This is a genomic window from Candidatus Binataceae bacterium, assembly GCA_035308025.1.
GTDB lineage: Bacteria > Desulfobacterota > Binatia > Binatales > Binataceae > JAJPHI01.
Genome location: DATGHL010000040.1, coordinates 1 through 24,904, shown reverse-complemented (window position 1 = coordinate 24,904; position 24,904 = coordinate 1). Strand labels below are relative to the sequence as shown.

At 60.3% G+C, this 24,904-nt stretch carries 17 protein-coding genes and 1 tRNA gene; 9 read left to right on the top strand and 9 right to left on the bottom strand.

Going from position 1 to position 24,904, the window contains the following annotated elements; all coding sequences use genetic code 11:
* The first annotated feature begins 61 nt into the window (after positions 1 to 61).
* The 3 genes from VKS22_11920 to VKS22_11910 all read left to right on the top strand — a co-directional run bounded on the left by VKS22_11920 (position 62) and on the right by VKS22_11910 (position 3,661).
* On the top strand, positions 62 to 1,804 hold the full coding sequence (locus tag VKS22_11920) for a CocE/NonD family hydrolase (protein ID HLW71316.1): 1,743 nt from the start codon (positions 62 to 64) through the stop codon (positions 1,802 to 1,804).
* A gap of 21 nt (positions 1,805 to 1,825) precedes the next feature.
* Positions 1,826 to 2,470 (top strand): carbonic anhydrase, encoded by a 645-nt coding sequence (locus VKS22_11915; protein HLW71315.1) that lies wholly within the window; start codon positions 1,826 to 1,828, stop codon positions 2,468 to 2,470.
* A gap of 135 nt (positions 2,471 to 2,605) precedes the next feature.
* Entirely contained in the window at positions 2,606 to 3,661 is a 1,056-nt protein-coding gene (locus tag VKS22_11910) for a methyltransferase (protein HLW71314.1), read from the top strand.
* Positions 3,662 to 3,716: 55 nt separating this feature from the next.
* Here the strand turns inward: VKS22_11910 and VKS22_11905 are convergent, their stop codons facing one another.
* Positions 3,717 to 6,161, bottom strand: coding sequence for a glycogen/starch/alpha-glucan phosphorylase (locus VKS22_11905; protein ID HLW71313.1), 2,445 nt, complete (start codon positions 6,159 to 6,161; stop codon positions 3,717 to 3,719).
* 228 nt (positions 6,162 to 6,389) lie between these two features.
* Here VKS22_11905 and VKS22_11900 point away from each other — a divergent pair, with 228 nt between their 5' ends.
* Both VKS22_11900 and VKS22_11895 read left to right on the top strand, forming a co-directional pair.
* Positions 6,390 to 7,733, top strand: coding sequence for a DUF4147 domain-containing protein (locus VKS22_11900; GenBank protein ID HLW71312.1), 1,344 nt, complete (start codon positions 6,390 to 6,392; stop codon positions 7,731 to 7,733).
* 44 nt (positions 7,734 to 7,777) lie between these two features.
* Positions 7,778 to 8,932, top strand: coding sequence for an isocitrate/isopropylmalate family dehydrogenase (locus tag VKS22_11895; protein HLW71311.1), 1,155 nt, complete (start codon positions 7,778 to 7,780; stop codon positions 8,930 to 8,932).
* Here the strand turns inward: VKS22_11895 and VKS22_11890 are convergent.
* Complete coding sequence (locus tag VKS22_11890) at positions 8,916 to 9,047, bottom strand: hypothetical protein (GenBank protein ID HLW71310.1); 132 nt, start codon at positions 9,045 to 9,047, stop codon at positions 8,916 to 8,918. The two genes, VKS22_11895 and VKS22_11890, sit on opposite strands and share 17 nt — an antisense overlap.
* A gap of 190 nt (positions 9,048 to 9,237) precedes the next feature.
* Between VKS22_11890 and VKS22_11885 the strand changes: the two genes are divergently transcribed.
* The 3 genes from VKS22_11885 to VKS22_11875 are packed head-to-tail and all read left to right on the top strand — an operon-like array spanning position 9,238 to position 11,960.
* Positions 9,238 to 9,837, top strand: a complete 600-nt coding sequence (locus tag VKS22_11885) for a sulfite oxidase-like oxidoreductase (protein HLW71309.1) — start codon at positions 9,238 to 9,240, stop codon at positions 9,835 to 9,837.
* Positions 9,838 to 9,868: 31 nt separating this feature from the next.
* Positions 9,869 to 11,476 (top strand): glycerol-3-phosphate dehydrogenase/oxidase, encoded by a 1,608-nt coding sequence (locus tag VKS22_11880; GenBank protein ID HLW71308.1) that lies wholly within the window; start codon positions 9,869 to 9,871, stop codon positions 11,474 to 11,476.
* Entirely contained in the window at positions 11,469 to 11,960 is a 492-nt protein-coding gene (locus VKS22_11875; protein HLW71307.1) for a hypothetical protein, read from the top strand. Before VKS22_11880 ends, VKS22_11875 begins: the two co-directional genes overlap by 8 nt.
* Before the next feature lie 40 nt (positions 11,961 to 12,000).
* Here the strand turns inward: VKS22_11875 and VKS22_11870 are convergent, their stop codons facing one another.
* Complete coding sequence (locus tag VKS22_11870) at positions 12,001 to 13,722, bottom strand: L,D-transpeptidase family protein (GenBank protein HLW71306.1); 1,722 nt, start codon at positions 13,720 to 13,722, stop codon at positions 12,001 to 12,003.
* 206 nt (positions 13,723 to 13,928) lie between these two features.
* On the opposite strand from VKS22_11870, the gene VKS22_11865 reads away from it, so the two are divergent.
* A tRNA-Leu gene (locus tag VKS22_11865) sits at positions 13,929 to 14,014 on the top strand.
* A gap of 571 nt (positions 14,015 to 14,585) precedes the next feature.
* Here VKS22_11865 and VKS22_11860 read toward each other — a convergent pair.
* The 6 genes from VKS22_11860 to VKS22_11835 all read right to left on the bottom strand — a co-directional run.
* Positions 14,586 to 17,438: a hypothetical protein gene (locus VKS22_11860; protein ID HLW71305.1), complete on the bottom strand. Its 2,853-nt coding sequence runs from the start codon at positions 17,436 to 17,438 to the stop codon at positions 14,586 to 14,588.
* Entirely contained in the window at positions 17,435 to 20,077 is a 2,643-nt protein-coding gene (locus VKS22_11855) for a hypothetical protein (protein HLW71304.1), read from the bottom strand. The genes VKS22_11860 and VKS22_11855 overlap by 4 nt, the downstream gene beginning before the upstream one ends.
* Positions 20,078 to 20,081: 4 nt before the next feature.
* The gene (locus VKS22_11850) at positions 20,082 to 20,369 is read right to left on the bottom strand and encodes a hypothetical protein (GenBank protein HLW71303.1); all 288 of its coding nucleotides are present in this window, start codon (positions 20,367 to 20,369) and stop codon (positions 20,082 to 20,084) included.
* A 187-nt stretch (positions 20,370 to 20,556) separates the two neighbouring features.
* Positions 20,557 to 21,990 (bottom strand): Ig-like domain-containing protein, encoded by a 1,434-nt coding sequence (locus VKS22_11845; protein HLW71302.1) that lies wholly within the window; start codon positions 21,988 to 21,990, stop codon positions 20,557 to 20,559.
* A 420-nt stretch (positions 21,991 to 22,410) separates the two neighbouring features.
* On the bottom strand, positions 22,411 to 23,391 hold the full coding sequence (locus tag VKS22_11840) for a tail fiber domain-containing protein (GenBank protein ID HLW71301.1): 981 nt from the start codon (positions 23,389 to 23,391) through the stop codon (positions 22,411 to 22,413).
* A 60-nt stretch (positions 23,392 to 23,451) separates the two neighbouring features.
* Positions 23,452 to 24,904: hypothetical protein (locus VKS22_11835; GenBank protein HLW71300.1), on the bottom strand; the 1,453-nt coding region annotated here is incomplete at its 5' end.

Genomic DNA, 24,904 nt, shown 5'->3' with positions numbered 1-24,904 from the left:
CGGCGCCGCGTTACAAAGCGGAAGAACATCGATCTGATCGAGAAAGCCGGGAGGCACTGCGATGGGCGCCAAAGTCATATTTGAACGCGACCTCGAAATTCAGCTGCGCGACGGCTGTGTGCTCAAGGCTGACCTCTTCCGCCCCGACACCCCCGAGAAGCTGCCGGTCCTGCTCAACCGCACGCCTTATGACAAAAAGTTCCCGCAGATCTCCTTCAACACCCTCGATCCGCTCCGCGCCGCCCAGCGCGGCTACAACGTCGTCTTCGTCGATTGCCGCGGACGCTACGCGTCGCCGGGGACCTTCAACTGCTTCACCGACGAGCAGGCCGACGGCTACGACACGATCGAGCAGGTCGCCCGCCAACCCTGGGCCGATGGCAAGGTCGGGATGTTCGGGGCCTCCTACATGGGCGCAACCCAATGGCTCGCCGCGACCCAGGCGCCGCCCAGCCTCAAGGCGATGGTGCCCGCAATCACCGCGAGCGACTATCATGATAACTGGACCTATCAGGGCGGCGCCTTCTCGCTCTTCTTCAATGTGAGCTGGCTGATGACCAATCTCGCGCTGGCTCGCCTGATGCGCGAGCGCGAAGAAAAAGCCGAAGCGCGCAAGGAGCTCGCCGCGGTGATGGGCGCGATCGATACGATGCGCGAAGCCGTCGCCGCCACGCCGCTCAAGGATTTTCCGCTCTTTCGCACCGGTGCGCCCTACTTCTTCGATTGGCTCGAGCATCCCTACGACGACGCCTACTGGCGCAAACTCTGCATCGAGGAGTACTACCCGAAGATCAACATCCCGACGCTGAATTTCGGCGGCTGGTACGACATTTTCGCCGGCGGCACCGTCCGCAACTATGCCGGGATGCGCGCCAAGGGCGCCAGCGCGGGACGCAACGCGCGCCTCGTGATGGGTCCGTGGTTCCATACTTTGCCGCTGGTCAGCCAAGTCGGCCAAGCTGATATGGGTTTTCGCGCGGGCTACGTCTCGATCGATTTCGACGGCCAGCAGCTCAGCTTTTTCGACCATTGGCTCAAGGGCAAAAACAACGGCGAGCCCGACGAGTCGCCGGTGCGCGTTTATACGATCGGCGCAAATCAGTGGCGCGACGAAAAAGACTGGCCGATTCCCGATACGGAATGGCGCCGCTACTACCTTCACAGCCGCGGCAAGGCCAACAGCGCCGCCGGCGACGGCGCACTCTCGACCGCCACGCCCGATCATGAACCGCCGGACTGCTTTCTCTACAATCCGTTAAATCCGGTGCCGACCAACGGCGGCGGCCTCTGCTGCTATCACAACGCCGTCCCCGGCGGCGCTTTCGATCAAACCGCGATCGAGACGCGCGAGGACGTTCTAGTCTACACCACCGAACCGCTCGCCGAGGCGACCGAGATCACCGGGCCGATCTCGCTCACGCTCTACGCCTCCTCGTCAGCGCCCGATACCGATTTCACCGCGAAGCTGGTCGCGGTCGGCGCCTGCGGCTGCACCGCGATGAACCTGACGGACGGCATCCTCCGCGCCCGCGTGCGCGAGTCCAAGGCCGATCCCAAGCTGATCACGCCGGGCAAGATCTACGAATTCACCATCGATATGTGGTCAACCTCGATCCTGTTCAAGGCCGGCGACCGCATCCGGCTGGAAGTCAGCTCTAGCAACTTCCCGCGCTTCGATCGCAACCCGAACACGGGACACGAACTTTTCATCGACGCCGAGACCCGCCCGGCTCTGCAAACCATCATGCATGACCGCGGCTTCGCCTCGTATCTGACCTTGCCGGTCATCCCACCCCGTCGCTAGACCGGACTTGAGAGAGTTCAGATGAACTACCTGCTTGCAACCTTCGCTATTGTCTTGACGATCATCGGCACTCTTCCGGCCGGCGCCGCCTCCGAGCCCGACACGCTTTCCGCCGAGCAGGCCTTGCAGCGCCTGCTCGAGGGCAACGCGCGCTACGTCCATAACAAACCGCTTCATCCGAATTCGCGGCCCTCGGCAGCACCGCAACATCCGATGGCCGTGGTTTTGTCCTGTTCCGATTCGCGCGTCCCGCCCGAGATCATCTTCGATCAAGGCGTCGGCAATCTCTTCGTCGTGCGGACGGCGGGTAACACCTACGACCAACTCGCGCTGGAAACTATCGAATATGCGATCGGCCACCTGGGCACGAAGCTGATTCTGGTGATCGGCCACGACCAGTGCGGCGCGGTCTCCGCGGCAGTCAAGAACTATCCGAAAGCCGATGTCGGCCCGATGCTCAAGAATATCTATCCCGCGGTAGCGGCGACCAAAGATAAGCCCGGCGACGCAGTCGCCAACGCGGTCAACGAAAACGCGATCCTGATCGCCGCGCGCCTCGCCAGGGAGCCTGCTCTTGCGGAAGCGATCGCTGCGGGGAAGCTCAAAATCCTGCCCGCGCGTTACCGCCTCGCGACCGGTAAGGTGGAGATTCTTCCTGCGCGTTAGGTTCCGAGAGCAGCGCGCTCTGTCGCTGAGACAGTACTGAACTAAGGTCTTTTGGGTAGTGCGAAGCCTTTGACTGACAAGGCGTCAAAGGCCGCGTAACGGACGGGGAACGAACCGTTCGATCGAGAGGGTTTCGTGGCACAGACTAAAGGCGGTTTGAACGCAAGGAATTCTCAACCCTCGCCTCAACAAGTCATCTTTGAGATCGCTCTAAACTACCTGGTTTCCCGGTGTCTCCATGTGGCTGCCGAACTGGGTATCGCCGACCTCCTCAAGGACGGACCCAAAAGCATCGAGGACCTTGCTCGTGTCACTGGAGCGCATCAACCGTCGCTTTACCGATTACTCCGGACCTTGGCCGGGCACGGAGTCTTTGCACAAGAGTCGCCGGGCCGTTTCAAATTGACGCCGGCGGCGGCGCTGCTCCAGACTGGAACGCCCGATTCGCTGCTCAATGCGGTGCGGATGGTCGGTGACATGGCCGGGGACGGGTCGTGGTGGAACGCGGTAGGAAATCTCCGCGCTGACGTTCTAACCGGTAAGCCAGGCTTCGACCGCGAGCATGGCATGGGCTTCTTCGAGTACCTTGCCGAACATTCCGACGCGAGTACATGGTTCGATCGAGGCTTGGCAAATTTTGCCGCGCCGGAAAACGCGACGGTTGTCGCTGCCTACGATTTCGCGAACTTTCAGCGTGTTGTCGATGTGGGTGGCGGCCAAGGCGGCCTCCTGGCGGAAATATTGAAGGCTCATCCGTCTCTGACCGGAACGCTCTATGACCTGCCCCAGGTCGTGCGAGACCCCGCCTTTTTAAAGGCGTTCGGTCTGACGGACCGCTGTGAAATCGTGGGCGGGAATTTTTTCGAGTCACTGCCAAGAGGCGGAGACGCCTACCTCCTTAAACGGATCCTCCATGACTGGGGCGATCAACAATGCCTGGATATATTACGCCGCTGCCGCGAGGCGATGAGCGAGAAAGCCCGCATTCTCGTTCTCGATGCGGTGCTCCCGGCTGGCGACGAACCGCATCCCGGTAAAGTCTTGGACATCCTGTTGATGCTGTTGTCAGAGGGGCGGGAACGCACGGAACAGGAGTTCCGCGAACTCTTTGAGCGAGCAGGCCTCGAGCTGACGAAGGTTATTCCAACGCAGTCGGTCCTGTCGATTGTGGAAGGACGCCGCCGAGCATGATGGGTTGAATACCAAATCGACCGCGCAGGTGTTCAAGCGAGTATACACGGCTCGGTTACGCGAGCGCCTTCAAATCCCAGATGTCGCGGGCATATTCGCGAATCGTGCGATCACTCGAGAAGCGCCCAATTCGCGCGACGTTTAGAATTGCCTTCTTCGTCCAGCCGCGGCGCTCGGCGTATTCGCGCGAAACTCTATCCTGCATCTCAACATAGGCGGCGAAATCGGCGAGCACGAAGTACTCGTCGTGGCCGAGCAGTGAATCGCGCACCCAGCGGAAGAGGCCGGGATCATTCTGGCAGAAGCGCCCCGCCGCCAGCTCATCGAGCACCCGCCGGATGCGCGAATCCTGCTCGTAATAGTCGCGAGGACGGTACTCTCGCCTGGCGATGAGCTCTTCAATCTGCGGCGCGGTCAAACCGAAGACGAACATATTTTCGGCGCCGACCGCCTCCTGAATTTCGATGTTGGCCCCATCGAGCGTCCCGATCGTCAATGCGCCATTCATCGCGAACTTCATATTCCCGGTGCCCGAGGCCTCGCGTCCAGCGGTCGAAATCTGCTCGGACAGGTCGGCGGCCGGAATGATCTTCTCAGCAAGCGAAACGCGATAGTCAGGAACGAACGCAACTTTGATCAAGCCGTGCGTGCGCGGGTCTTCATTGATGGTCTCGGCCAGGCAGTTGATCAGCTTGATCATCATCTTGGCCGCCCAGTAGCCGGGCGCCGCCTTGCCCGCGATCACATAGGTGCGCGGAATCGGCGGGTCGAGATGATCGTCCACCAGACTCAGATACTGATGCATGATGCCGAGCGCCATCAGCAACTGGCGCTTGTATTCGTGGATACGCTTGGCCTGCACGTCGAACAGCGAGGCCGGATCCGGATCGATACCGAGCAGCCGATGGATGGTCGTCGCCATCCGCTCCTTGTTGGCGCGTTTGACAATCGCAAACTCGAAGTGAAAGGCTTCGTCCTCGGCGAAGCGCTCGACCGCCTCGAGGTTGTCGAGGCCCGTGATCCAGCTATCGCCGATCGCCAAGGTCAGCAGCTTCGCCAGCCCCGGATTCGCCATCAGGAGCCAGCGGCGCTGCGTCACGCCGTTGGTCTTGTTGTTGAAGCGCTCCGGCCAGAGCTCATGGAATTCCGGGACGAGGCGGGTCTTAACCAGCTCCGTATGCAGCGCCGAAACTCCGTTAATGGAATGGCTGCCGACGATCGCCAGATGCGCCATGCGGACTTCGCGGCCATTGTGATCATCAACGATCGAGGCGCGCCGCAGCTTGTCGCCGCCGCCGCTCCAGATCAAAGCCGCGGCGTCGAGAAAACGGTGATTGATTTCGAGAATAATCTGCAGGTGACGCGGGACCACCCGCTCGAGCAGTCCCATCGGCCAGCGCTCGAGCGCCTCCGGCATCAGGGTGTGATTCGTATAAGCTACGGCGGCGCGTGTGTATTCCCACGCTACCGCCCAGGAGAGGCCGCGCTCGTCAATCAGCAGGCGCATCAGCTCCGCGATCGCGAGCGCCGGATGCGTATCGTTGAGCTGGATCGCGACCTTCGCGGGGAAGTCCGACCAATCCTCGCCGCGCCGCACGAAGCCGCCCACGATGTCGCGAATTGCGCAGGCGACGAAGAAATACTCTTGCAGCAGGCGCAGTTCGCGGCCCGCCTGCACGGCGTCGGACGGATAGAGAATCTTGGTCAGGTTTTCGGAAAAGAGCTTCTGTTCGACCGCCTTGATATAATCGCCCGAGTTGAAGGTGCCGACGTCGAATTCGTCGGTGGCGCGCGCCGCGAACAGCCGGACGAAATTGACCGTGCGGCCGCCGTAACCCACGATGGGCAAGTCAAACGGCATCCCGACCAGAAAACTCTTGTCGTTCCAGCGCGGACGATAGTCGCCGTCCTTGAAGCTGTCGTGGTCGACATGGCCATAGACCGGCACCAGGCAGGACTCCTCCGGACGCGGGATCAACCACGGCGAGGCCTCACGCTGCCAGGCGTCGGGCTGCTCGATCTGGAACCCGTCGCGAATCTCCTGGCGGAATAACCCGAACTCGTAATTGATTCCGTAGCCGTAACCCGGCATATCCAGCGTCGCGATCGAGTCCAGAAAACATGCCGCCAGCCGTCCGAGTCCGCCATTGCCGAGGGCGGCGTCTGGCTCTTCGTCAAAGAGCGCCTGCAGATCGACGCCATGCTGCGCCAGAATCGCGCGACAGGACTCGACCACGCCGAGACTGTGAAGGCTGTTTTCGAGCGAACGGCCGATCAGAAACTCGACCGAAAGGTAATAGAGGCGCTTGGGATTTTGTCGCTCGACGCGGGTCCGCGTCGCGAGCATCCGATCGACCAGAAGATCCCGCACCGCAAACGCCGTCGCGCGGTACCAATCGTGCTTCCCGAGTGCGGCCCGCGGCTTGGCCAGCGTGAAGCGGAGATGATGTTCAATCAGCCTGTTGAGATCGTAAGTCTGAAGGTTCCCGTTCGTATCCACGCGAGGCCCCGCGATTTCCCAACGCAAAAAACACGCCTACCGCAATGTGTCAGTTCGAGTTGAAATTACCCAATATATCTATCTATAGCATAAAAGAACCCATCGAAATTCAAGTTTCTATCGGTTTAGCTGCTCAAAAAGAGTACACGTTAACGGTTAGGATTGAATCATTTCCCGCGTGTGATAGCAGCTTGAGACGCTCGCTGCGGCAAAGTTTCTGAAACGTCGATGAGCGCCCAAACTTCAAAGGCTGGGAATCAATCGCGTCTACGCGCCGACCTCCTGCAAATCTTCGCGGCAGCGATAGCGGAGGTCGAACCTGCACGCGTCACCACGAGCGCGCTCAGCGGGGAGATTGATCAGCGGGGGTCCGCCATTATTGCAAACGCGTCGCGAGTTCGTCTGCTGGCCATGGGAAAGGCCGCGCTCGGGATGGCGCGGGCCGCGCATGCGCAGCTCGCCGACAAGATCGTCGATACGCTGGTTGTCGCGCCGCCACCAGCGGCATCGGATTTTTCCTCAGACTTGCCGTTTCGTCTGATGCTCGGAGCGCATCCACTGCCCGACGCCGCCTCCGAGCGGGCCGGGCGAGCTGCCCTCGAGTTCGTCGAACGTGCTCGAGCAGACGAATTAATCCTGCTTTTGCTGAGCGGTGGTGCGTCGGCCCTCGCGGTGGCGCCGGCTTCAGGAATCTCGCTCAACGACAAGATCAGCCTGACCTCCTCGCTGATGCGTTCGGGGGCTTCGATTCACGAGCTCAATACCGTGCGCAAACATCTATCCGATCTAAAAGGCGGCGGCCTCTTGCGCGCACTCAAGGCGGACGTTCGTATCCTGAGCCTGATTCTCTCCGATGTCGCCGATAACGACCTCGGGACGATTGGCTCGGGTCCGGCGAGCGCCGATCCGACGACCTTCGCCAATGCGATCGCGATCCTCAAGCGGCGCAGGCTCTGGGGACGAACGTCGGAGCCGGTGCGCGATCGCTTCGAGCGGGGCGTCGCGGGCGAACTGCGCGAAACGGTCAAGCCTACCGATCCCGTCCTGGCGCGCACGGTCAACATCATCGTCGGAGATAATCAGCTTGCCCAAGAGGCCGCAGCCCGATGCGCGCAACGGCTCGGCTACAGAATCGAGCGCGAAGGCAGTCTCTCAGATGATGCGGAGCGGGTGGGACGGGCTCTCGCGACACGCCTGCTGAGTCTTAGTGATGAGCGGGTTTGCCTGATCAGCGGGGGCGAACCGGTCGTGACGGTCAAAGGTGACGGGCGGGGCGGACGTGCGCAACATTGCGCGCTCGCGCTCGCAATCGCGCTGGACGAAGGCGAAAAACGCCCGAATCTCGCAGTTCTCATCGCAGGTACCGACGGCATCGACGGTCCCACCGACGCAGCCGGCGCAATCGTGACTGCAACAACCCTCGCGCGTGCGCGCGAAGCCGGACTCGAGCCTCTAAAGGCGCTCGCTCGCCACGACTCCTATACGTTCTTCAATTCGCTGGGTGACTTGATCGTCATTGGACCGACCGGAACGAATGTGACCGACATCTTCGTTGGGTTGGTGAACTCCTGATAAACTTGTTGGTCGTCAGCATCTGAAAAGATTCGGTTGGTTTTTTGGCAGCTATAAAAAGCAAGGCAATTCCTCTGAACGGCGCTGCGCGCGGGAAGTCGCGTGAAACTCGGCCGGAGCAGTCAATCCGCGTCACGCTGATCCCCGGTGACGGCGTCGGGCCCGAAGTTATCGGCGCGGCGGTCGCCGTACTCGAAGCCGCGGACGTCAGAGTCGAATGGGATCAACAGGAGGCCGGGGCCGCTGGCGTCAAGAAATTCGGCACGCCCGTGCCCGACGCGCTGATCCGCTCGCTCAAACGGACGCGCATCGCCCTCAAGGGGCCGCTCGAGACTCGGGTGGGCGAAGGCTACCGATCGATCAATGTCTATTTGCGCAAGACCTTTAACCTTTATGCCAATCTGCGGCCCACTCACAGTTTCGAGGGCGTGCACACCCCCTTTCGCGACGTTGACCTGGTGGTTGTGCGCGAGAGCACCGAGGATCTCTACGCCGGCATCGAGCACGAGATCACACCCGGAATCGTGGAAAGCGTCAAAGTAATTACTGCGCGCGCGTCAACGCGAATCGCGCGGTTCGCCTTCGAGTATGCGCGGCACAACGACCGCAAGCTGGTCACCGCGATCCACAAAGCCAACATCATGAAGCTCTCTGACGGGCTTTTTCTGAAATGCGCCCGCCGCGTCGCGAAGCAATATCCCACGATTCGCTATGAGGAAAGAATCGTTGACGCCGCCTGCATGCGGCTGGTGACGAATCCCGCAGCCTTTGACGTTCTCCTGCTCGAAAATCTTTACGGCGACATCGTCTCGGATCTTTGCGCCGGGCTGGTCGGCGGACTCGGCGTCGTGCCGGGGGCGAATTACGGCGAGCGCGGCGCGATCTTCGAGGCCGTGCATGGCACGGCGCCGGATATCGCGGGCAAAAATCTCGCCAACCCGGTCGCCGCGATCTTGTCGGCTGCCATGCTCGCCGACTACCTGAAAGCGCCACGCGCGGCCGAGCGCATCCGGATAGCCGTGGGCGCGGTCTTGCGCGCCGGCCGCACACTCACGCCCGATCTCGGGGGTCAGGCCACCACCACCTCGATGACCGCGGCGATCCTCGACGCGATGCGCCTGCCGGAAGATCGTGTGTCGAACGTTCGCCTGCCCCACGCTCGCGGGCGCGGCGTTCAACTCGTTAAGCGACCTGCTTGAACGAGTGTTCATCAGTCGCAGGCTGCGGCAGCGTCGCGGGATACGGCAGGATCGGCGCGTTGCGCCAGACGCACCAGTTCACAATCACCAACGCGGCGGTAGTTAGCGATGCCAAAATCATGATTGTGATGGATGGAAACATCGTCGGAGCCCTCCCTCGCTTTCGGCGTTTTCAGTTCTATCGATTGAAACCCCGTCAAGCGCTCTCTGTGAGATGCTCAGTACATTGTTGAGCGAGACTGCGGCGCCACTCGAGACTGCGGCGCCACTAGCGATACCGGCGGCGCTTGGATATTTTGCCAGACATGGCGAAGTCTGCCCCTAAACCGCAGAATCGGCTGCCGCCGGGGCAGACCCTCGTAACCAATTTTCCGGTATTGAGCTATGGCGCGACGCCGCGATGCGATCGCGCGAAATGGGACTTTCGCGTGACCGGTCTGGTCGAGCGGCCGCTGCACCTCACTTTCGCGGAATTCCGCGCGATGCCGACCGCCGCCGAGGTCGCGGATTTTCATTGCGTGACAACCTGGTCGCGCTATGACAATCGCTGGGAGGGGGTCAAAACCGCCGACCTGGCAAAATTGGCCGGCCTCAAGCCGGCGGCGAAATTCGTCTTCGTCCAATGTGACGGCGGCTATACGACCAATCTCCCGCTTGAAGAATTTTTCGATGACGACGTGATGCTCGCCTGGCGTCACGACGGCACGGAACTCGAGCCCGATCACGGTGGACCTCTGCGCCTGGTCGTGCCGAAGCTTTACGCCTGGAAGAGCGCTAAGTGGGTCCGCGCAATCGAGTTCTGCGCGCAGGATCGGCGCGGCTTTTGGGAGGTGCGCGGCTACCATAATCACGGCGACCCGTGGAGCGAGGAACGTTACTCGTTCCAGGAAGACGCTGACGAGTGAGCAGCGTTTTATCGCAGCCGATGCAATCCGCTTGAGCGGCTCTGCCGCGCCGAACTGCCCGTTGCTCGACCGCCGCGCGATGGTCGCGCGGCTTGGCGCCGAGAACTTCGACCTCGCGATTATCGGCGGCGGGGTTAACGGCGCGGCGATCGCGCGCGACGCCGCGATGCGCGGGCTCAAGGTTGCATTGCTCGAGCAGGGTGATTTTGCCGGCGCGACCTCTTCACGCTCCTCGAAATTGATCCACGGCGGCTTGCGCTATCTGCCTCAAGGGCAGTTGCGACTGGTCTACCAGGCCCTGCGTGAGCGCGAGCGGCTCCGCCACCTGACCGCACCCCACTTGGTCGGCCCGATTCGCTTCCTGCTCCCGTTCCGTCGCGGCCGCCGTCCCGGACGCGTCGCACTCTCGATCGGCCTGGCGCTCTACGATCTGATGGCGTGGACGCCGCGTCAGGAGCGGCATCGTCGCTTCAGCGCAGCGCACCTGCGCGAGCTTGAACCGGGTTTAATCTCGAACGGCGTCACCGGCGGCGCGACCTATTTCGACGCCTGGGGCGACGACGCGCGAATCACGCTCGAGAACATGCTTGACGCGGCCTATCACGGTGCAGCGGTCGCAAACTACGCCGCGGTCGAGAGTCTGGCGCGCGACCGTCACGGCGACGCGCTTCTGCGCGTGCGCGATCTCGAGAACCGCGCACCTATCGAAGTGCGCGCGCACACGATCGTTAATGCGGCCGGCCCCTGGGTCGATCAGATCCGCCGGATGGAAACTCCCGATGCCGCGCCGAGCGTGCGGCTCACCAAAGGCGCGCATCTGGTCATCGCGCGCGAGCGCCTGCCGGTCCGCAATCCGCTGGTGTTAACCGATCTCGGCGGGCGCATCATCTTCGTCATCCCGTACGGGGATCATCTGTTGATCGGCACCACCGACACAGACTTTGATGGCGACCCTGCGCGGGTCGCGGTCGAAGCGGGCGACGTCGAGTACCTGCTGGGCGTCATCACCGACTGGCTGCCGGACTTCGGACTCCGTGCAGAGGATGTCCTCCACGGTTTTGCGGGGCTGCGGGCGCTGCCGCTCGCGGCGCCGGGCGCAGGCCCGTCGGCGGTCCCGCGCGACGAGGTCATCCTCGAGAGTGCGGCGGGGACGATCACGGTCGCGGGCGGCAAGCTCACGACTCATCGCGCGATCGCCGAGGAGGTCGTCGATCGGGTTTGCGCGCGAAGCGGCCGTCCCGAAGCTAAATCGTCGACGCGCGAGACGCCGCTGCCCGGGGCGCGATCGTCTGTTCCTGGCGATGCGAATCTACAGCGTCTGCCGCAGCCAATCCGCGAACTCCTGCGCGCGCGCTACGGCAGCCGCGCGGAGATCGTGGCAACAATCGCCGGCGAGCAGATTGAGTTGGGCGCGCTGCTCGTCGCTGGGGCGCCTGCAATCGGGGCTGAGGTAATCTTCGCCGCACGTTACGAACTCGCGCGCACCGTCGAGGATTTTATCGTCCGCCGCACGGCGCTGTCGTGGCAAGCGCCGGAGGCGGCGCGCGCCGCCGCGCCCCTCGTCGCACGATTGCTTGAAAGCGAACTTAAAAACCTGCGCGACGCGCCTCGATTTGCTGCGGGCGTCTCGAGTGACTGAATTCGACGTCATCTTCCCGCTGAATTTTGGGGCGCCGGCCCAACTGCCGGCTAATCTGGCGATCGCCGCGACCGCGCTGCGGGAGAGCCGTAGATTGAAACTCCCAATCTTCTTCGCACCCAAGCAGATTTTCGATTTCGGCGACTATCCTAATCAGTTTTCGAGTGACTTCGCCGGCTATATCTCGACCGTGAAACAGGTCCGCGCGCTCGCCGCAGCGGCGGCCGAACGCGGTTGGCGGCGCGTGCTGATTATCGCTGCACCGGCGCATATCTGGCGGGCCCTGCGCGACGTACGCGCGCAGGGCCTGAGCGCCGCCAACGACGACTCAATCCGCGCTTATCCACGAAGCTTGTGGTACTCGAAAAGATCCACGCATCGGCAGACGACCTCGTGGTGGCGATGGTGGTTCACGTGGGAGCTGCCCGCCCGCGCTGTAATCCTTGTCTGCCGCGGCTGCTACGAGCGTCGCGCACTGCACTAATTCTTTTCAACGTCAGGAATCAGCGCCCTCCTCTTATGGGCTAGCTCGGATACGGATAACCGGCCGCGAGCGCGGTTCGCAGTTCGGCATCGTAACCGTAGATGTCGTCGAAGAAACGCACCTCGCCGTCGGGTTCGACCACGGCCGTATTGTACAGGATGAGCACCGGAATCGGTTTAGCGAGATTGACCTGTACGGTCTGATTGCCGTTCATCGTCGCGCGAATCTTATCCAGCGTCCATTCAGGTTTATCGCGCAGGACCCACGCCGCCAGCGCTGCCGGATGCTCGACGCGGATGCAGCCGTGGCTGAAATCACGCCGCGCTTTCGCGAACAGCTCGGGCGCCGGCGTACTGTGCAGGTAGACCTTGTAATCATTCGGAAAAATAAACTTCACCAGCCCCAGTGCGTTTTTCGGTCCGGGTTTCTGCCGGATATAGAGCGCCCCGGACTTGAGTCCCCGCATCGTCTCGTCGGAAACGCGGCCATCCGTCACCACACTGCCGGCGTTGTTGGCCACTTCGAAGTTGTGCGTCGCCAGGTAATCGGGATCGCGGCGGATTTTTGGAATCAGTTCGCCGCGCGTGATCGAGGGCGGCACATTCCAGTAGGGGCGGAAGACGAGATAGCGCATCGAGTTGGCGAACACCGGCGTGTGATGGCGATAAGCCTTGCCCACCACCACGCGCATCGAGAGGAAATAGGCAGGTTGCTTGCGCAGCGTTCTCAACTGGAACTCCGGGATATTGACGACGAGCGGCGGTTGCGGGAACGTCTGCGGAATCCAACGATAGCGCTCGAGCGCGAACTGCAGCTGCTCGATTCGTGCGCCGAGCGGTGTATTGATTTGCGCGATAGTGCCCGCGCCCATCACGCCGTCGGGCTCAAGTCCGTGGCGCTCCTGAAAATGCTTGACGGCATCGGCCGCAGTCTCATCATAAACCGTCGAGCCCGCCGGGGTCGTGCTGGCCGAGGGGAGATCGCCGAGCTGACGCAGGCGCGCGGCGAGCTGCGCCATCCCCGGATAAGTATCGCCGGGACGCACCGCCCTCACGGGCAGCGGCAGCGGCGGCCCATCGCCGGCAAGAGCCATCACGCGGTAGGCCGCCAGCGCTACCTCAGCGCGCTGGTAGCCGTCGTACGGCGGCTCGACCTTCGTGACCGCCGAGCTGACATCCGAGGCGTTCATAAATTCATTGCGCAGCAGCGTCGGCAGGTCGTAGCGCTCGGGTCCGACCAAATCGAACTTGAAATGCTGCGGGTTAACCCGGCCAATATGCAGATCGGAAATAAAGCGCATCGCGCAGACGGTCAGGGCTAAATCGAAATGGATGAGGTCGCTATCTATCGGGGCTGCGGTCGCAGGTTTGGTTTTCGCCAGGCGGCCGTCCCAGCGCGAGGCGTCGTAATCCTCGGGATCGAGACCCTTCAGCGCAGCCTGCTTGAACTGCCAGATCATCGCCAGCGCCTGCGAACTCGCCTGCCCATTCGGAAACCAGTCCGGCGACCACCCGCCGATTTGATAGAACTCCTGGACATAGGCGCGATAGTCAGTGAAGTTGGGCCAACGCAGATCAGTCAGTTTGCCGGAGCTGGTCAGCGCTTGAAGCTCGGCCTGTGCAGGCGATACGGCTGTGCTGGCCGGTGTTGTCGGCGACGGGCTGGCGCCAGGCGACGTTTGACTGGCCGCGCTCCCGATCCGCAAGACGAGTAGTAGCGCGACCGCGACGAGGCCCGGTCCCCAAACGGACCGAATGCGCATCCGCCGTCTGTCCATTAGCCCCGCGTCAAAAGAACGGTGAACTGTCATCTCGCATCGCGCCTCGCCGCCCAAGGCTAGGGGCAGCGCATTCGTGTCGCAATGGAGGCTCGAGGTTCTGTCTCGCGCCATCGCGATCAGCAGACGGCGTTCGGTGAATATCAAGCTTGCGGCGAAACGGGATATTTGTTTTGATCCGGAATTGGCCCGCCGAGGTGGCGAAACGGCAGACGCAGTGGACTCAAAATCCACCGTGGGCAACCACATGCGGGTTCAAGTCCCGCCCTCGGTACCAGTAAAACTCCCGACAGTGCTTGTCTTTCTATCGAAGGACGCTTTGGCTGTCAAGTCCCCGCACGGGAAACTGCGACTGACTTTGGCTCAACTTTGGCTGTTCTTCGCGCGAATGGGAGATCATGGATCACAAAGTTCACGTTAAGAAATTCACCGAATTGTAACCCCTTTTGAGCGTGGGCGCGCCAATCCCTCGTTCGCTCGTTGGCTTCCGGCTACGACGAGTTCGGTGGCCAAGACCCGGATATGCTAGATCTTCCGAGGAGCTTACGGGGTGAAATACCAGAGGGTCTTGTTCAAATAGATCTTGCGAACACGACGGTCTTTCGGGGAGTCCACAGACCAAACCCCTACGCTATCGGAGATTTCCTAATGGTGCATAGTTTCGAGGGTCGAAAGTTTCAACTCCGATTGGCTGCATCCCGGAACATCGGCCAGCGTAAGGACACCGCCTCGTCATAGATCCGCTTGCGCGGTCGCGTGTGACGGGACGCCGACGCTGCGGCGATACCAAACCCTCGAGGTTTCGATACTGATCCCCAATCTTTTCGGCGTGTGGATTGCCGAATTTATTATGGGAACACGTTAATGAATCGAATTCCTTGGCTTTGGAGGTTGCTGGTAATCCCTGTCAGGATCTGAGTGTCTCTCCTCACGACGTTTGCGTTCGTTACGGCACGCACATAGTTTCCCGAATCTACGGCGCTAATCGCCTGCTGGATCAGAACTCGTTCCTCGGTCGAGCCGGCCCGCGCCAGCATGCCTACAAGCTCTGTTCGGGTCGCCGCCAGATTTTGAGAAAAGTTGGTGGTGAGAGCTGAAACTGAGCCGACGTTACCGCCCCGCGATAGAGCCTTATTATCGATGAGGTAGACTACCCCGTTGCGTATACTAACGATATCGATGCCGCCCTGGTTTGTACCAAGAATGCTAGGCTTATAAATTAGTATTCCGTGCCCGTTGGCGGCGAGCGCTTCTGCGGCCGCCCGTTCGCCAAAGTTACCTCTCGCCAAGCGAGCTGTGGTTGCGTACGGACCTTCAGGCGGCAACCCATGGACTTCCGCAAAAGCTGTGTCAATTCCTCGTTCAGCGGCAGCACGGGCATTCTCGAGTTCGAGCCATGCTTGGGCATCTCCTCGTTCCAGTTGGTCCAAGAGGCGCTGATACTCGATTGCCCGGTTAGCGGGTGGCAGCTTCTGTTCTAATTCAGCCAATGTGCTGAGGTACTGATCCATTTTCTCCACGCTGCTTCCAGCTCGACGATGAATAGACGCAAACGATCCATAGCCCATCTGCAGCATTGCATCCATTCGTTGGGGGCTCGCGGCGAGCATGTCCAGGAAGTTAACCGAGGCTGATCCCCCCGGTCCGAAAGCTGACGATGGGATCGAGCGCACCGCTCGAGCAAAGCGTGCGTGCTGACCTTCGGGCAACCCATAAAGGAGTCCGCGGATTTCGTCGGGGGGCAGACGCCCGTTGCGCGAAAGGCGAGCAAACGCCTCTGCCACATCATCGCTCAGCCCGCTGGCCCCGCGAGAAAATTCGCTAAGGACCTCTGCTTTGCGCAGGGCATCACCGACTTCAGTATTCGTTTCCAGTAGCTTGGTGAGGTCGGTCGCCTCATGCAGCTCGAGCTTCTCCAGTGCTTGGCCAAGACGTGCCACATCTTCGGGTGGCAGCCGGGAAATGAACCGCAGCGCGTCCTCTTCTTTAGCGAACGTCTTGCTCGTACGGCTAATTAAGCGGGCGAGCGTCTCGAGTTTCGTTGCTACGAGCTCACCCTCGACCGCTTTTTCGGCCAAACCCAGTATGCCAAGGATGCGGCCTAGAGCAGCCAGCTCTTCGCTGATTCCAAGTCCCTTCACTGCCGCCTTAATCTCACCCACACCGATGAACCAGGAGGCAATTTCCCAGATAATTGTCCATCTAACCCGGCGCTCAATGGCTGCTCCCATGCCCGTCACCGCAGCGCCTTTCAGGGCGTAAAGTGCCTGTTCCCCGATCGCAGCGAGTGCCTGCTGGATGGCTTTGATGGACTCCATATGGCCAAGCGATGCGAGCTCAACCGTTAGGCTCATTTTGGCCAACTGACCAACCGCATCCACCACCCTCTCGGGGTGGGCGATGAACATCCGTAGGCTTTCGAAGAAATTACCGATGAAACCGATGAAGCTTCGGGCTGCCTCGTAGGCTTCGGCCAGTGCGTCCACAGAGATCTCGATCCCTTTATCGGTGATCCGGACGCCCGGGACTGGCTGGATCAGCTTTGCCTCCAACAGCCATTTCTTCAGCGAGTCGAAGCTGAGTGGCGACTTGTCACCAAAACGGCTGCCAAGCGCGATGAGTAGTGACCACAATTCGCTGTCGAGGTCGTCAAAAAGCTGATCCCAGATTCCGGCATGGTGGAGATGCTTGATGATCGTTTCCAATTCGCTTCGATCAGCGACACTCTTGAAAATCTCGACGATAGCCTTCTCTTGTGGCTCACTGGTCCAGGCTTTGACGAGCGCAGTCAGATAGCGCACCCGCGTATCCGCATCGATGAGCGAGAAGGCGGTCGCATCAAGCTCGGCCAGCAGATTCGCAGCCTTCTCTAAATCGTCGCTGTCGCCGCTAGCCAGCAGCAGGTCGATGTTACCAAAGATAAAGACGCGAACCTTCGCGCGATCGAGCGGCAAGCGAGGCTCTTCTCGCGCCACCGCCAACCTCCCAGCGAAGCCAGTGAAAGCCTCACGCGTCGGTGCGGTTCTTCCGCCATCCGGAAAATAGACAGATTCAACTGCATAGCCACTTGGGAGTGAAGGCAGAACGCGGCCAAAGAACTCGCCCGTGGCTCCGGGGACTGGGCGGGCCTGAGGATCGAATGGATGGACTTTGAGGTCGGCTTCGGTTAGCCGCTCGCTCAGCCCGGCAACATAGTAAAGGAGTTCGCCCGATCGTTGCGACCGCGACAGGATGGCCCAGGTTGTCGTGCCGAACAACAACTTCCCCCAGACCACCGCGTGGATAGGATCCATGGTCGTAGCATAGCGATGAGCTTCAATAGTAACATAATGATTGCCTGGCAACGCGAGGACGAGCGCATCCTGGAACGGCGGTTTATCGTCGATTACCCGATCTGGCGTGACGGTAATTTGCTCAGGTTCAAAAGAGATTACCGGCACTTCCACCGGTGCGCCCTGTTTCTGATAGCTCGGGACAGAATAAGTGCCGGCATCGGGACTAAAGCGAGAAAACTCGAATCGCCCGCTGGTGCTCCCCGCTCCTTGGATCTCGGCAGCCGCAATCTGCGAGCCATGTTCCGCCATGCTTTTGACAGCTCGCTCGATCGCAAGGAATATTACGCGCTCGATGCGGGTCTTCTCATCCGAGGAGAGCTCGTCTAGCCATGACGCGCGGCCTGGGATGTTGTAGGACGTTTTCATTCGCGAGGCCGAATTTTGGGAGCAAGAACTTCTGGGTAAGCAGGAGTTACCGGTTCATGGGCTCTGGCCCATTCCTCAGCTTTGCGCAATAGGGAATCAGCGATATTTTCGTTTCGGATGCACACTTGAGAGCCGCCTCTGATATACTCAGGTCCGATGATCACATCGAATTGTTCCGGAGCAATTCCTTTGGTCCACAACCAGTTTTCGAAATGAGCGTTATACATTTCTGCGGGTCCTCCTCTGAGCACGAACTCGCCGCCCGCTTGGTGATGCAGAAAGCTTTCCCACTCGGCTCTTAGCCCCCGGTTATTATAGAAGTCCAAGACTCTCCCTAACTCACTCGGTTCTGCCTCTACGCGAAGCACAATCCCCGGGGCACCTCGCTCCAAAGCCTGTACCTGCACTCTTCGTTCCTGCGCATATCGGACTGCCAGCTCGGAATCGAACGTCATGTATACGCCATCGCCTAGGTCGTGAACCTGCCGAGAACGTCCGCGAACGAAGCGATACACCGTGCCCCGATAAAGGGTTAGTGGTGGTGTTTTCTCCGCAGCACCCCGAGCTCCGCCAGACGGACGACCCGCCCCTGTCGAAACAGGCTGTGGCTCCGACGCTGGCGGTGGTTCTAAAGACGCTTCTGCACCGACTTGACCTGTTTTCCTGCGCAGTGCCGCAGCGGCTTCATCGGCGCTAGCGGTCGCGGTGGTCGATTTCGCAACTTCCGCCCGTTCCGCTCCTGACGCAGTCGCTGTCGTCTCTTCTACTTCTGACGATGCTCGCGACCGCCTAAGAGCAATGTTTCCGGCCGCGGAAGTCAACGCCGTGGTGATGAGAGCCACGGCTATTCCCTTAGGATCAGTCAACCTGCCGATCAGGTCATCAGCAAAACTCCGCCAAGTCACATTTTGCCCCTTTAGGGCGCGATACGCGTCTCGCGCAGCCGTGGTGAGGGCGGTCGATCCCATATGCAAAATGACTGTATGGACCAAGTTTTCGGTGACTTTGGTTGCTAGACTCTCCGTTGCTGGATTGCCGACTAATGCCTTGGCGATGCCACCGGTAACCTTGCCACCGAAACGCGTGATGATGACCTGCATCGCAGTATCAACGACCAGCGCGCCCCAATCGACCCTGTCCCCCATAGACACCTTTGCGCCCGCTTCCGCCAAGTTGGCGACGATGGGAGCGCCTGTCGCAATCACGTTGGCAGCGGCTGTGGTTCCGACTTGGAATCCCAGGACCGTTGTCGTCGCTCCCGCTCCCTCGGCCGCGCCAAGCGCGCCTGCCGCAGCCCCGCCGCTCGCGACTGTCGCCAGAACTGCGAGGGTGAGAAATGCAGCGTCCCGCGTGACCTCCAACACGGTTACAGTCATTTCGCTGGCGTTTATGATCCCCTCGAAATACGCCTGCCACATCTTGTTCGCTGAAATGGCTGCGGCTTCCGCATCCGCCATAAGGGTTGCGGCCTTTTCGAGTTGGTGTGAGGAAGCTGCTTCAAGCGCAGATTGGATTTCCCTATTCGCGCAGACGACATACGCCAGCAAATCCGGCCCAGGATCTTGGACCCTTCCCAATGTCTTCACGATCGGCGCGACGATCCAATGCTGCTTGTCAACTTCAATCTGCGTTTGGTACCTATTTTCGGCGTAGTCCGCCTTGATTCTGACGCGGCTCAAGTTTTCGCTCAATATACGTGCTGCTTTGGATCGGATTGCGTCCGCTTGCGCCGCCGTCAATGTTTCTGGCTGGCCGTCGACGACTATCGTAAAGGGGCGATCGGTGTTTCCGGAAGGCGAAATCCCATCGATGACGCGCATGACTTTCGCAAGCGCGTCTTTGTCGCCACCTCGGATCGTGGGAAGCAGCAGCGCCCTGGTATCGCCCTTGGCCGCCCGCTGCGCCAAAACCTCGGCGCTGACCCTCGCCGCTCCAGAGTCTTCTCCCAATTCCGAATCTTCAACTGCACCCTCGTGAACCGCTTTTACCGTTCCGGAATTAAGGCTCTCTAGTCTTAACAGAATATCCGATCGGTTGAACGCATTTAAGAAATACGCAGCTCGACCCCAATCTTTCTGCCGTAACTGCTCCCGGAAGCTGAAATCGAGATAAGTGACTCTTGTTGCCAAAGCAACTGCGGATTCCTCGCCGACCCGCTTGTTTCCGATAGCCCCCAAATATATGTAAGAAAGTTTGTCAGGCTGACCTTTAAATGTCGCAAGAAAATATCGTAGATGCTCCGGACTGAAGCCATTTATAAGTTCCGCTACGACCTCCCAACTGCTTTGATCAGCGGCTTCGAACGCTCGATCGAATAGCGAGCCCGGCGAAGCTTGTGCAGTTGAGTTGGGCTGCCCCCGAACGATAACGCTCATGGGAATGCCTCGGCCCTGATAGGAAGGAACACTGTATTTTCCGGGAATAACGTCGTGCTGGGCGGCCTTGTATCCTTCCCTGATGATTTCGTTGGTCCCGCGCATAGGCTGGCCGTGCTGGCGGGAGGAAATTCTTTGCTGAGCGCTAGCGATGCGGGATGTAAGGACGCGCACAAGCGATTCACCCAGTTCATCGAGCTGGGAATCACTCAGGCGGCCTCTAATGCAGACCTTAATCGGAATATAGCAGTTGACTTGACGCACTAGTTTAAGTCATGCGGTTGAGCGCGTCCCCAAAGCTTCGCCAGATACGCGCTTCGACCGCTGCGTGGTCCTCCTCAGAAAGACCACCGACCACGACCACTTCGACCGGGAAGTAGTAATTCACTACCGCTTCAGTCATCATCTGTGCCGGCTCGATTGTGGCCTCTGAGCCTGGAGCCGGCATGATGTACTCACCCTCGTGGACGACCGCCAATCCGGTCTCTTTCACGAAGCCGCCCGATTGAAACATCGGTAACTCTTCTCGATCGCCTGGTTCAAAGTTTTTTGCCATGCTCGCCTCCTCTACTCACTTAATCATTCAGTCAGCAACAAAAATGACTACACCGAACCCACCATCACCTGTCAGACTGCCATCCTGCTTCGTCACATCCAGCAGCCGGTCTCAACAGAATTCACACTCGTTCAGCTGTGACCATGGCGTGTGCATTGCCACTGTCTCATGACTCGTTACCTTGCGGCTAATCGTCACCGCGGTTCTCGACCCTGTGTTTCCTTGCCGGGCTGGTGCTAGGTAGAAAGGGACCTCCCCAGCCTGTCGGGATGTACTTAGCCACGATCTCGTGGCGTCCGACTGGCAGGCTCGAAGTACGCCATAGCGCTTTGCCCTTTGCATCGAGCGAGAGCGGCTTGCCGACGTCTTTTCCGTCGAGAACGAACTGTACACTCCCACCTGGTATACTGAAGCCCCGGGGCAGCTTTTGCGCTACGGTCGCCACAAACGTCACGGGCTTTCCTTGCTTTGATTCGTCGTCATCGGACCTCACCTTCGTCTCAGTCAAGTCCGGCCGGAGGTTCTGCGTGAGCAAATAGGTCTGCGCGAAACCAGGATGACCGGTTACGCTCACATCGAAGACGCAGTCGGCCCTCATGTCTTTGTCGGTAATGGGGCTGCATAGCTTCTCTGCGACCCTTACGTCGCCGGGGTGCGCGGGCGGTTGGCCAGAATTAGAAATCGTGCAGGACTCCGGGTTTTTTCTAGGCCACTCGGGGATGGTGAAGGTGGCGGTTGTCGTGCCTGGCGCGTAATCGAAAAGGCTCGCCGAACCCTTCACCCGCCAGGCATTGGCAAACCGGTCGTAGAGTTCGACGTAGCGCTCATCCAGCGATGTCGGCTTCGGTCCGAGCGAAGTGCCGTCGGGGAGGGCCGGCAACCAGCTCTTGTCTGCCAGCTTACCAAAAATCCCCTTGGTGGCTGTGGTCCCATAAACGTTCACGTTGAGGTACCACTGTTGCTGGCCGGGCCACCATGCGGGCGTGACGACCAGCAGCGTTCCGTCTGAGTAATGGATTTCGATGCCATCACCGGCGGGAGACTTAATGATCCGGGCACTGATCGACTGCACGGGATTATGGAGGGAATCATGGGTGGTCGTGATCGGGGGAAGATCGGGTCCAACAGTTCTCCCTTCAGGGCCCAGCTCGGTCGGAACGCCATCCACGCGGAGCTGCATCCGGGAAGCATGCGAAACCCCGCCAACGTTCGACTCAAGGGTAACCTCCGGCTCATAGGTAACCCGGTGCCGGCCTACGCTAGCGGCTACGGCGCTGTAGATAGCGACACAGGTCGCAAGCCCAGTATAGGGATCAGCGCCCGGGACGGACGTTGTGGCAACGGGAATTTGGCGGCCCTGGATTTCGAATCCGTCACCGCGCAAAACGGTGAACTCGCCCGCGCTCTGGAAGTTGTAGTGGACGGCTTCGACCGTGTTGACGTGCACGTCGCCCCAACCGCCGCTCGTACTACGGAAGTTGAATTGGTAGTTCCCTGTACAATTAATAGCTGTATTGCCATGATCCGTGACGAGTACGCTAAAACTGAGCAGACCGGAGGGAACCTTGCCGCTGAAAGTCGCCGAGGCCAGTCCTGGCGGAGCCGGAGCCGTGAGGATCATAGTGTTCGTGCCATCGCTGCAAGTGACACTTGTCGACGTGTTACTGCAAATTCCACCCGAAGCAAACGACCAGTCCACTACAGTGGTGGTTGCAAGAGGGGCCGGACATAGTGCAATCGAGTCTGTGATTGGGGGGTTGCCGGGATTGTCGTAAATGGCTGGTGGCATTGTATGACCCGGACATTGAATATCAATATCTCGAGGAGGATTACATGCACTCCACGCGTTGCTAGAGTTGAGTAAGGCGAATAGCAGCAGGCAACCGAGCCAGTGAACGCCCTGAGTTATCGTAGGGAACGGAGTTTTGTTGCTCACGAGGTCCTCCTGTAATTGACGTCCGCTCCGCCGGTACGAGCTGAATGACCCACGCGTGGTCTTCCCGAGATACGGACGGTTTGGATCATGGAGTGTTAGCGCGGCCTAGCCGACTGTCCCGTCGGCCCGACGTTCCGTGCGGGCTTCGGCGAGCGCTTCTTCCAACTGGTCAACCTTTTGTGCCAGTTCTTTTACAGCATTGATCAGCACGTAGGTGAGGGCTGAACCGTCGAAGATCCTAAAGTCGTCAAAATGCGCCTCGCCATTCAGGATGCAGGAGGTCAGCCGGATGGTTTCCGGAAAGACCTTTTCAATTTCCTGGCCGAGCACGCCAACACCCTCTCGACCAGCTGGGGTGCCCGCCAGACCGTTGTAGCGGAAGCGCACCGGGCGGACCTGTCGCAGCTGAGTGAGCCCCGCTTCAAGGTCGCGCACGTCTTGCTTGACCCTGGCATCCGAGGGTGCCCACTGCGTGCCACCGGCGGCCTTGAAAGCGTCGCCCGCGACCTGGAGCACTGCATTGGCAGGTGCGCCGGGCAGATCGGCTTCGCTGGGGCCGACAATCACATTGCCGGCGGGGGAAATACCCAAGCGGATGGAAGTTCCATTCTGGCGGATGCTCACCGGTTGCCCGCCAGTGGCGTTTATGTGGACGTTGCCGTTGGGACCCTGCTGCAACGCGTAATCGGTATCGAAAGCATGGCTTTTATGGGAGAAGATCGCGTACCCTGCGAACGCGCCCGCGCCGCCATTGCAGCACACCGCATTGCCGAAACGCACCCGTTCCGTGGTTGCGGTGTTATCGCCAAGATTCACCTCGAGGCGGTGGGTTGGCGGGGCGGCCGCGGAAAAGCCGGCGCCGACGCCGACATTGCCTCCCGCATAGACCACCGCGCCGCCGGCGCCAACGGGCTGGAAAGCGAGTTCCGTGTTAATCTGGTTAATGACAGTAGATATGTTGTCGAACTCTGCTTCCAAACTATGGAATTCGACATTGAATCCCCTTTCACCACCTGCCTGCACTATGTCTTGACCATCAAACCAGTCCCGATGCTGGAAACTGCGCTGGTACGTTAAGTTTGCCATCCTTTGATCTCCTTCCGGTCTAGTTGTAGAAGCGTGACATATCTGCCATTTCCAGCCCTGTTAGAACCGGTAACTGGGAAAGCTGTAAGCTGGGAACGCTTTCGTCGGATCCTGCTCGATCTCCCTTACATGCTTGCGAATGTTGTCGGTGCGTACCTCGACTCCGATCGGATGGAACGCGTCGAGGATGTTCATGATGATGTCGTATTGCTCTTTGGGTATAATTGTCGTGGGCACGTCGAGCGCGGGCTTGAGACGGATTTCAAAGGTATAAGGTGCCGCGAGCGAATCGTTGTGCGCGACGTAGGTCAGCGCGAGAACAAGCAGCCCGGGCTTCGACGGCGTGAAGCGTGCACTGGAGAGAACCAGCGTGTCGAAAGAGCCTGCGCCAGCGCCGATTGCACGCGTGCTCCAATTGTAAGTGCCTGGCGGCAACGTGCTGGGCACGACGGCCAGGTTGAGCGGTGTGCCGAGGACGATTTCGGCTGGAAGGGGCGCCGTCGTTGCCGCGTCACCGATCTCGATCCATGTGTCGGGCCGCATGATCGCCGTCACCGATCCGCCAGCGCGCTCGGTATAATCGAAGGACCGTGCAGCGAGCGCGGCGAGGACACCGGGATCGAGGGTCGTGTGCCCGAGCACGAGGCGTCGGCCGACGCTCTCTACGCCAGCGCCCGTGGGGGCGAAGGCTTGCGTTACCTGGAGGTGTCCGGGTGTCGCCCGCGCCGCGAGCAATGCCACCAACGCGTCGAGGGCGTCGCGCGATACGACTTGCATCTTGGCATTGTTCGGGTCGGCACCGAAATCGATTGCCGGGCTCGGGGCGTGAGTGATCAGGTAGGCGTGGTCGAACCCGGCGTCCGGCGTGCCGATGATCGCCGTCGGGTCGGGGTCCATGTTGCCGATGGTGTCCAGTGCGTGCCCGTCTGCGAGAATCGTCGGATCGACGCGCAGCGTCAGCGTGCCCGATCGCGTTCGCCCGCCGCGCCCGTATTCCACACGAGCCGCGATATCCCCGGCCGCATCCGCAACCAGACGAACACGCGGACGCGACGGGATCGGAGCATTGTTCGAGAACTGAATCGAGTCGCCGTTTCCAACACCGGCCCCGGTGGCGTTCTGGCTCATCGCGACGGTTGTGGCCGTCTTAGAAACTACAGTCGCGCCGTTCGGGATGACCGCTCCGGTGGTAAGATCGACGATCAGCATGCCTGGCAAGATGGTTGCGGGCACAGCGGCGAAATGCAGGGTTGCGTTTGTAGCGGGAGTAGTCGCGTTCGTCGTCAGTGCTACCAGATCGGCTGAATGCGCGACGAGGTGCGCGCGCGCCGGACCCGGCGTGATAATCGTCCACAAGAACCTACCGCCCAAAGGGAGCGCAGGATCGACCGTCAAGTCGAACGCGCTGCCGACATCGGCGCGCTGGCCGGCGGCGGGTGCGGTACGGATTGCGATCCGTTCACCCGCCGGAACCGCGACCGCGAGGTCAGGGCCGAGGTTGCGCACATAGGCA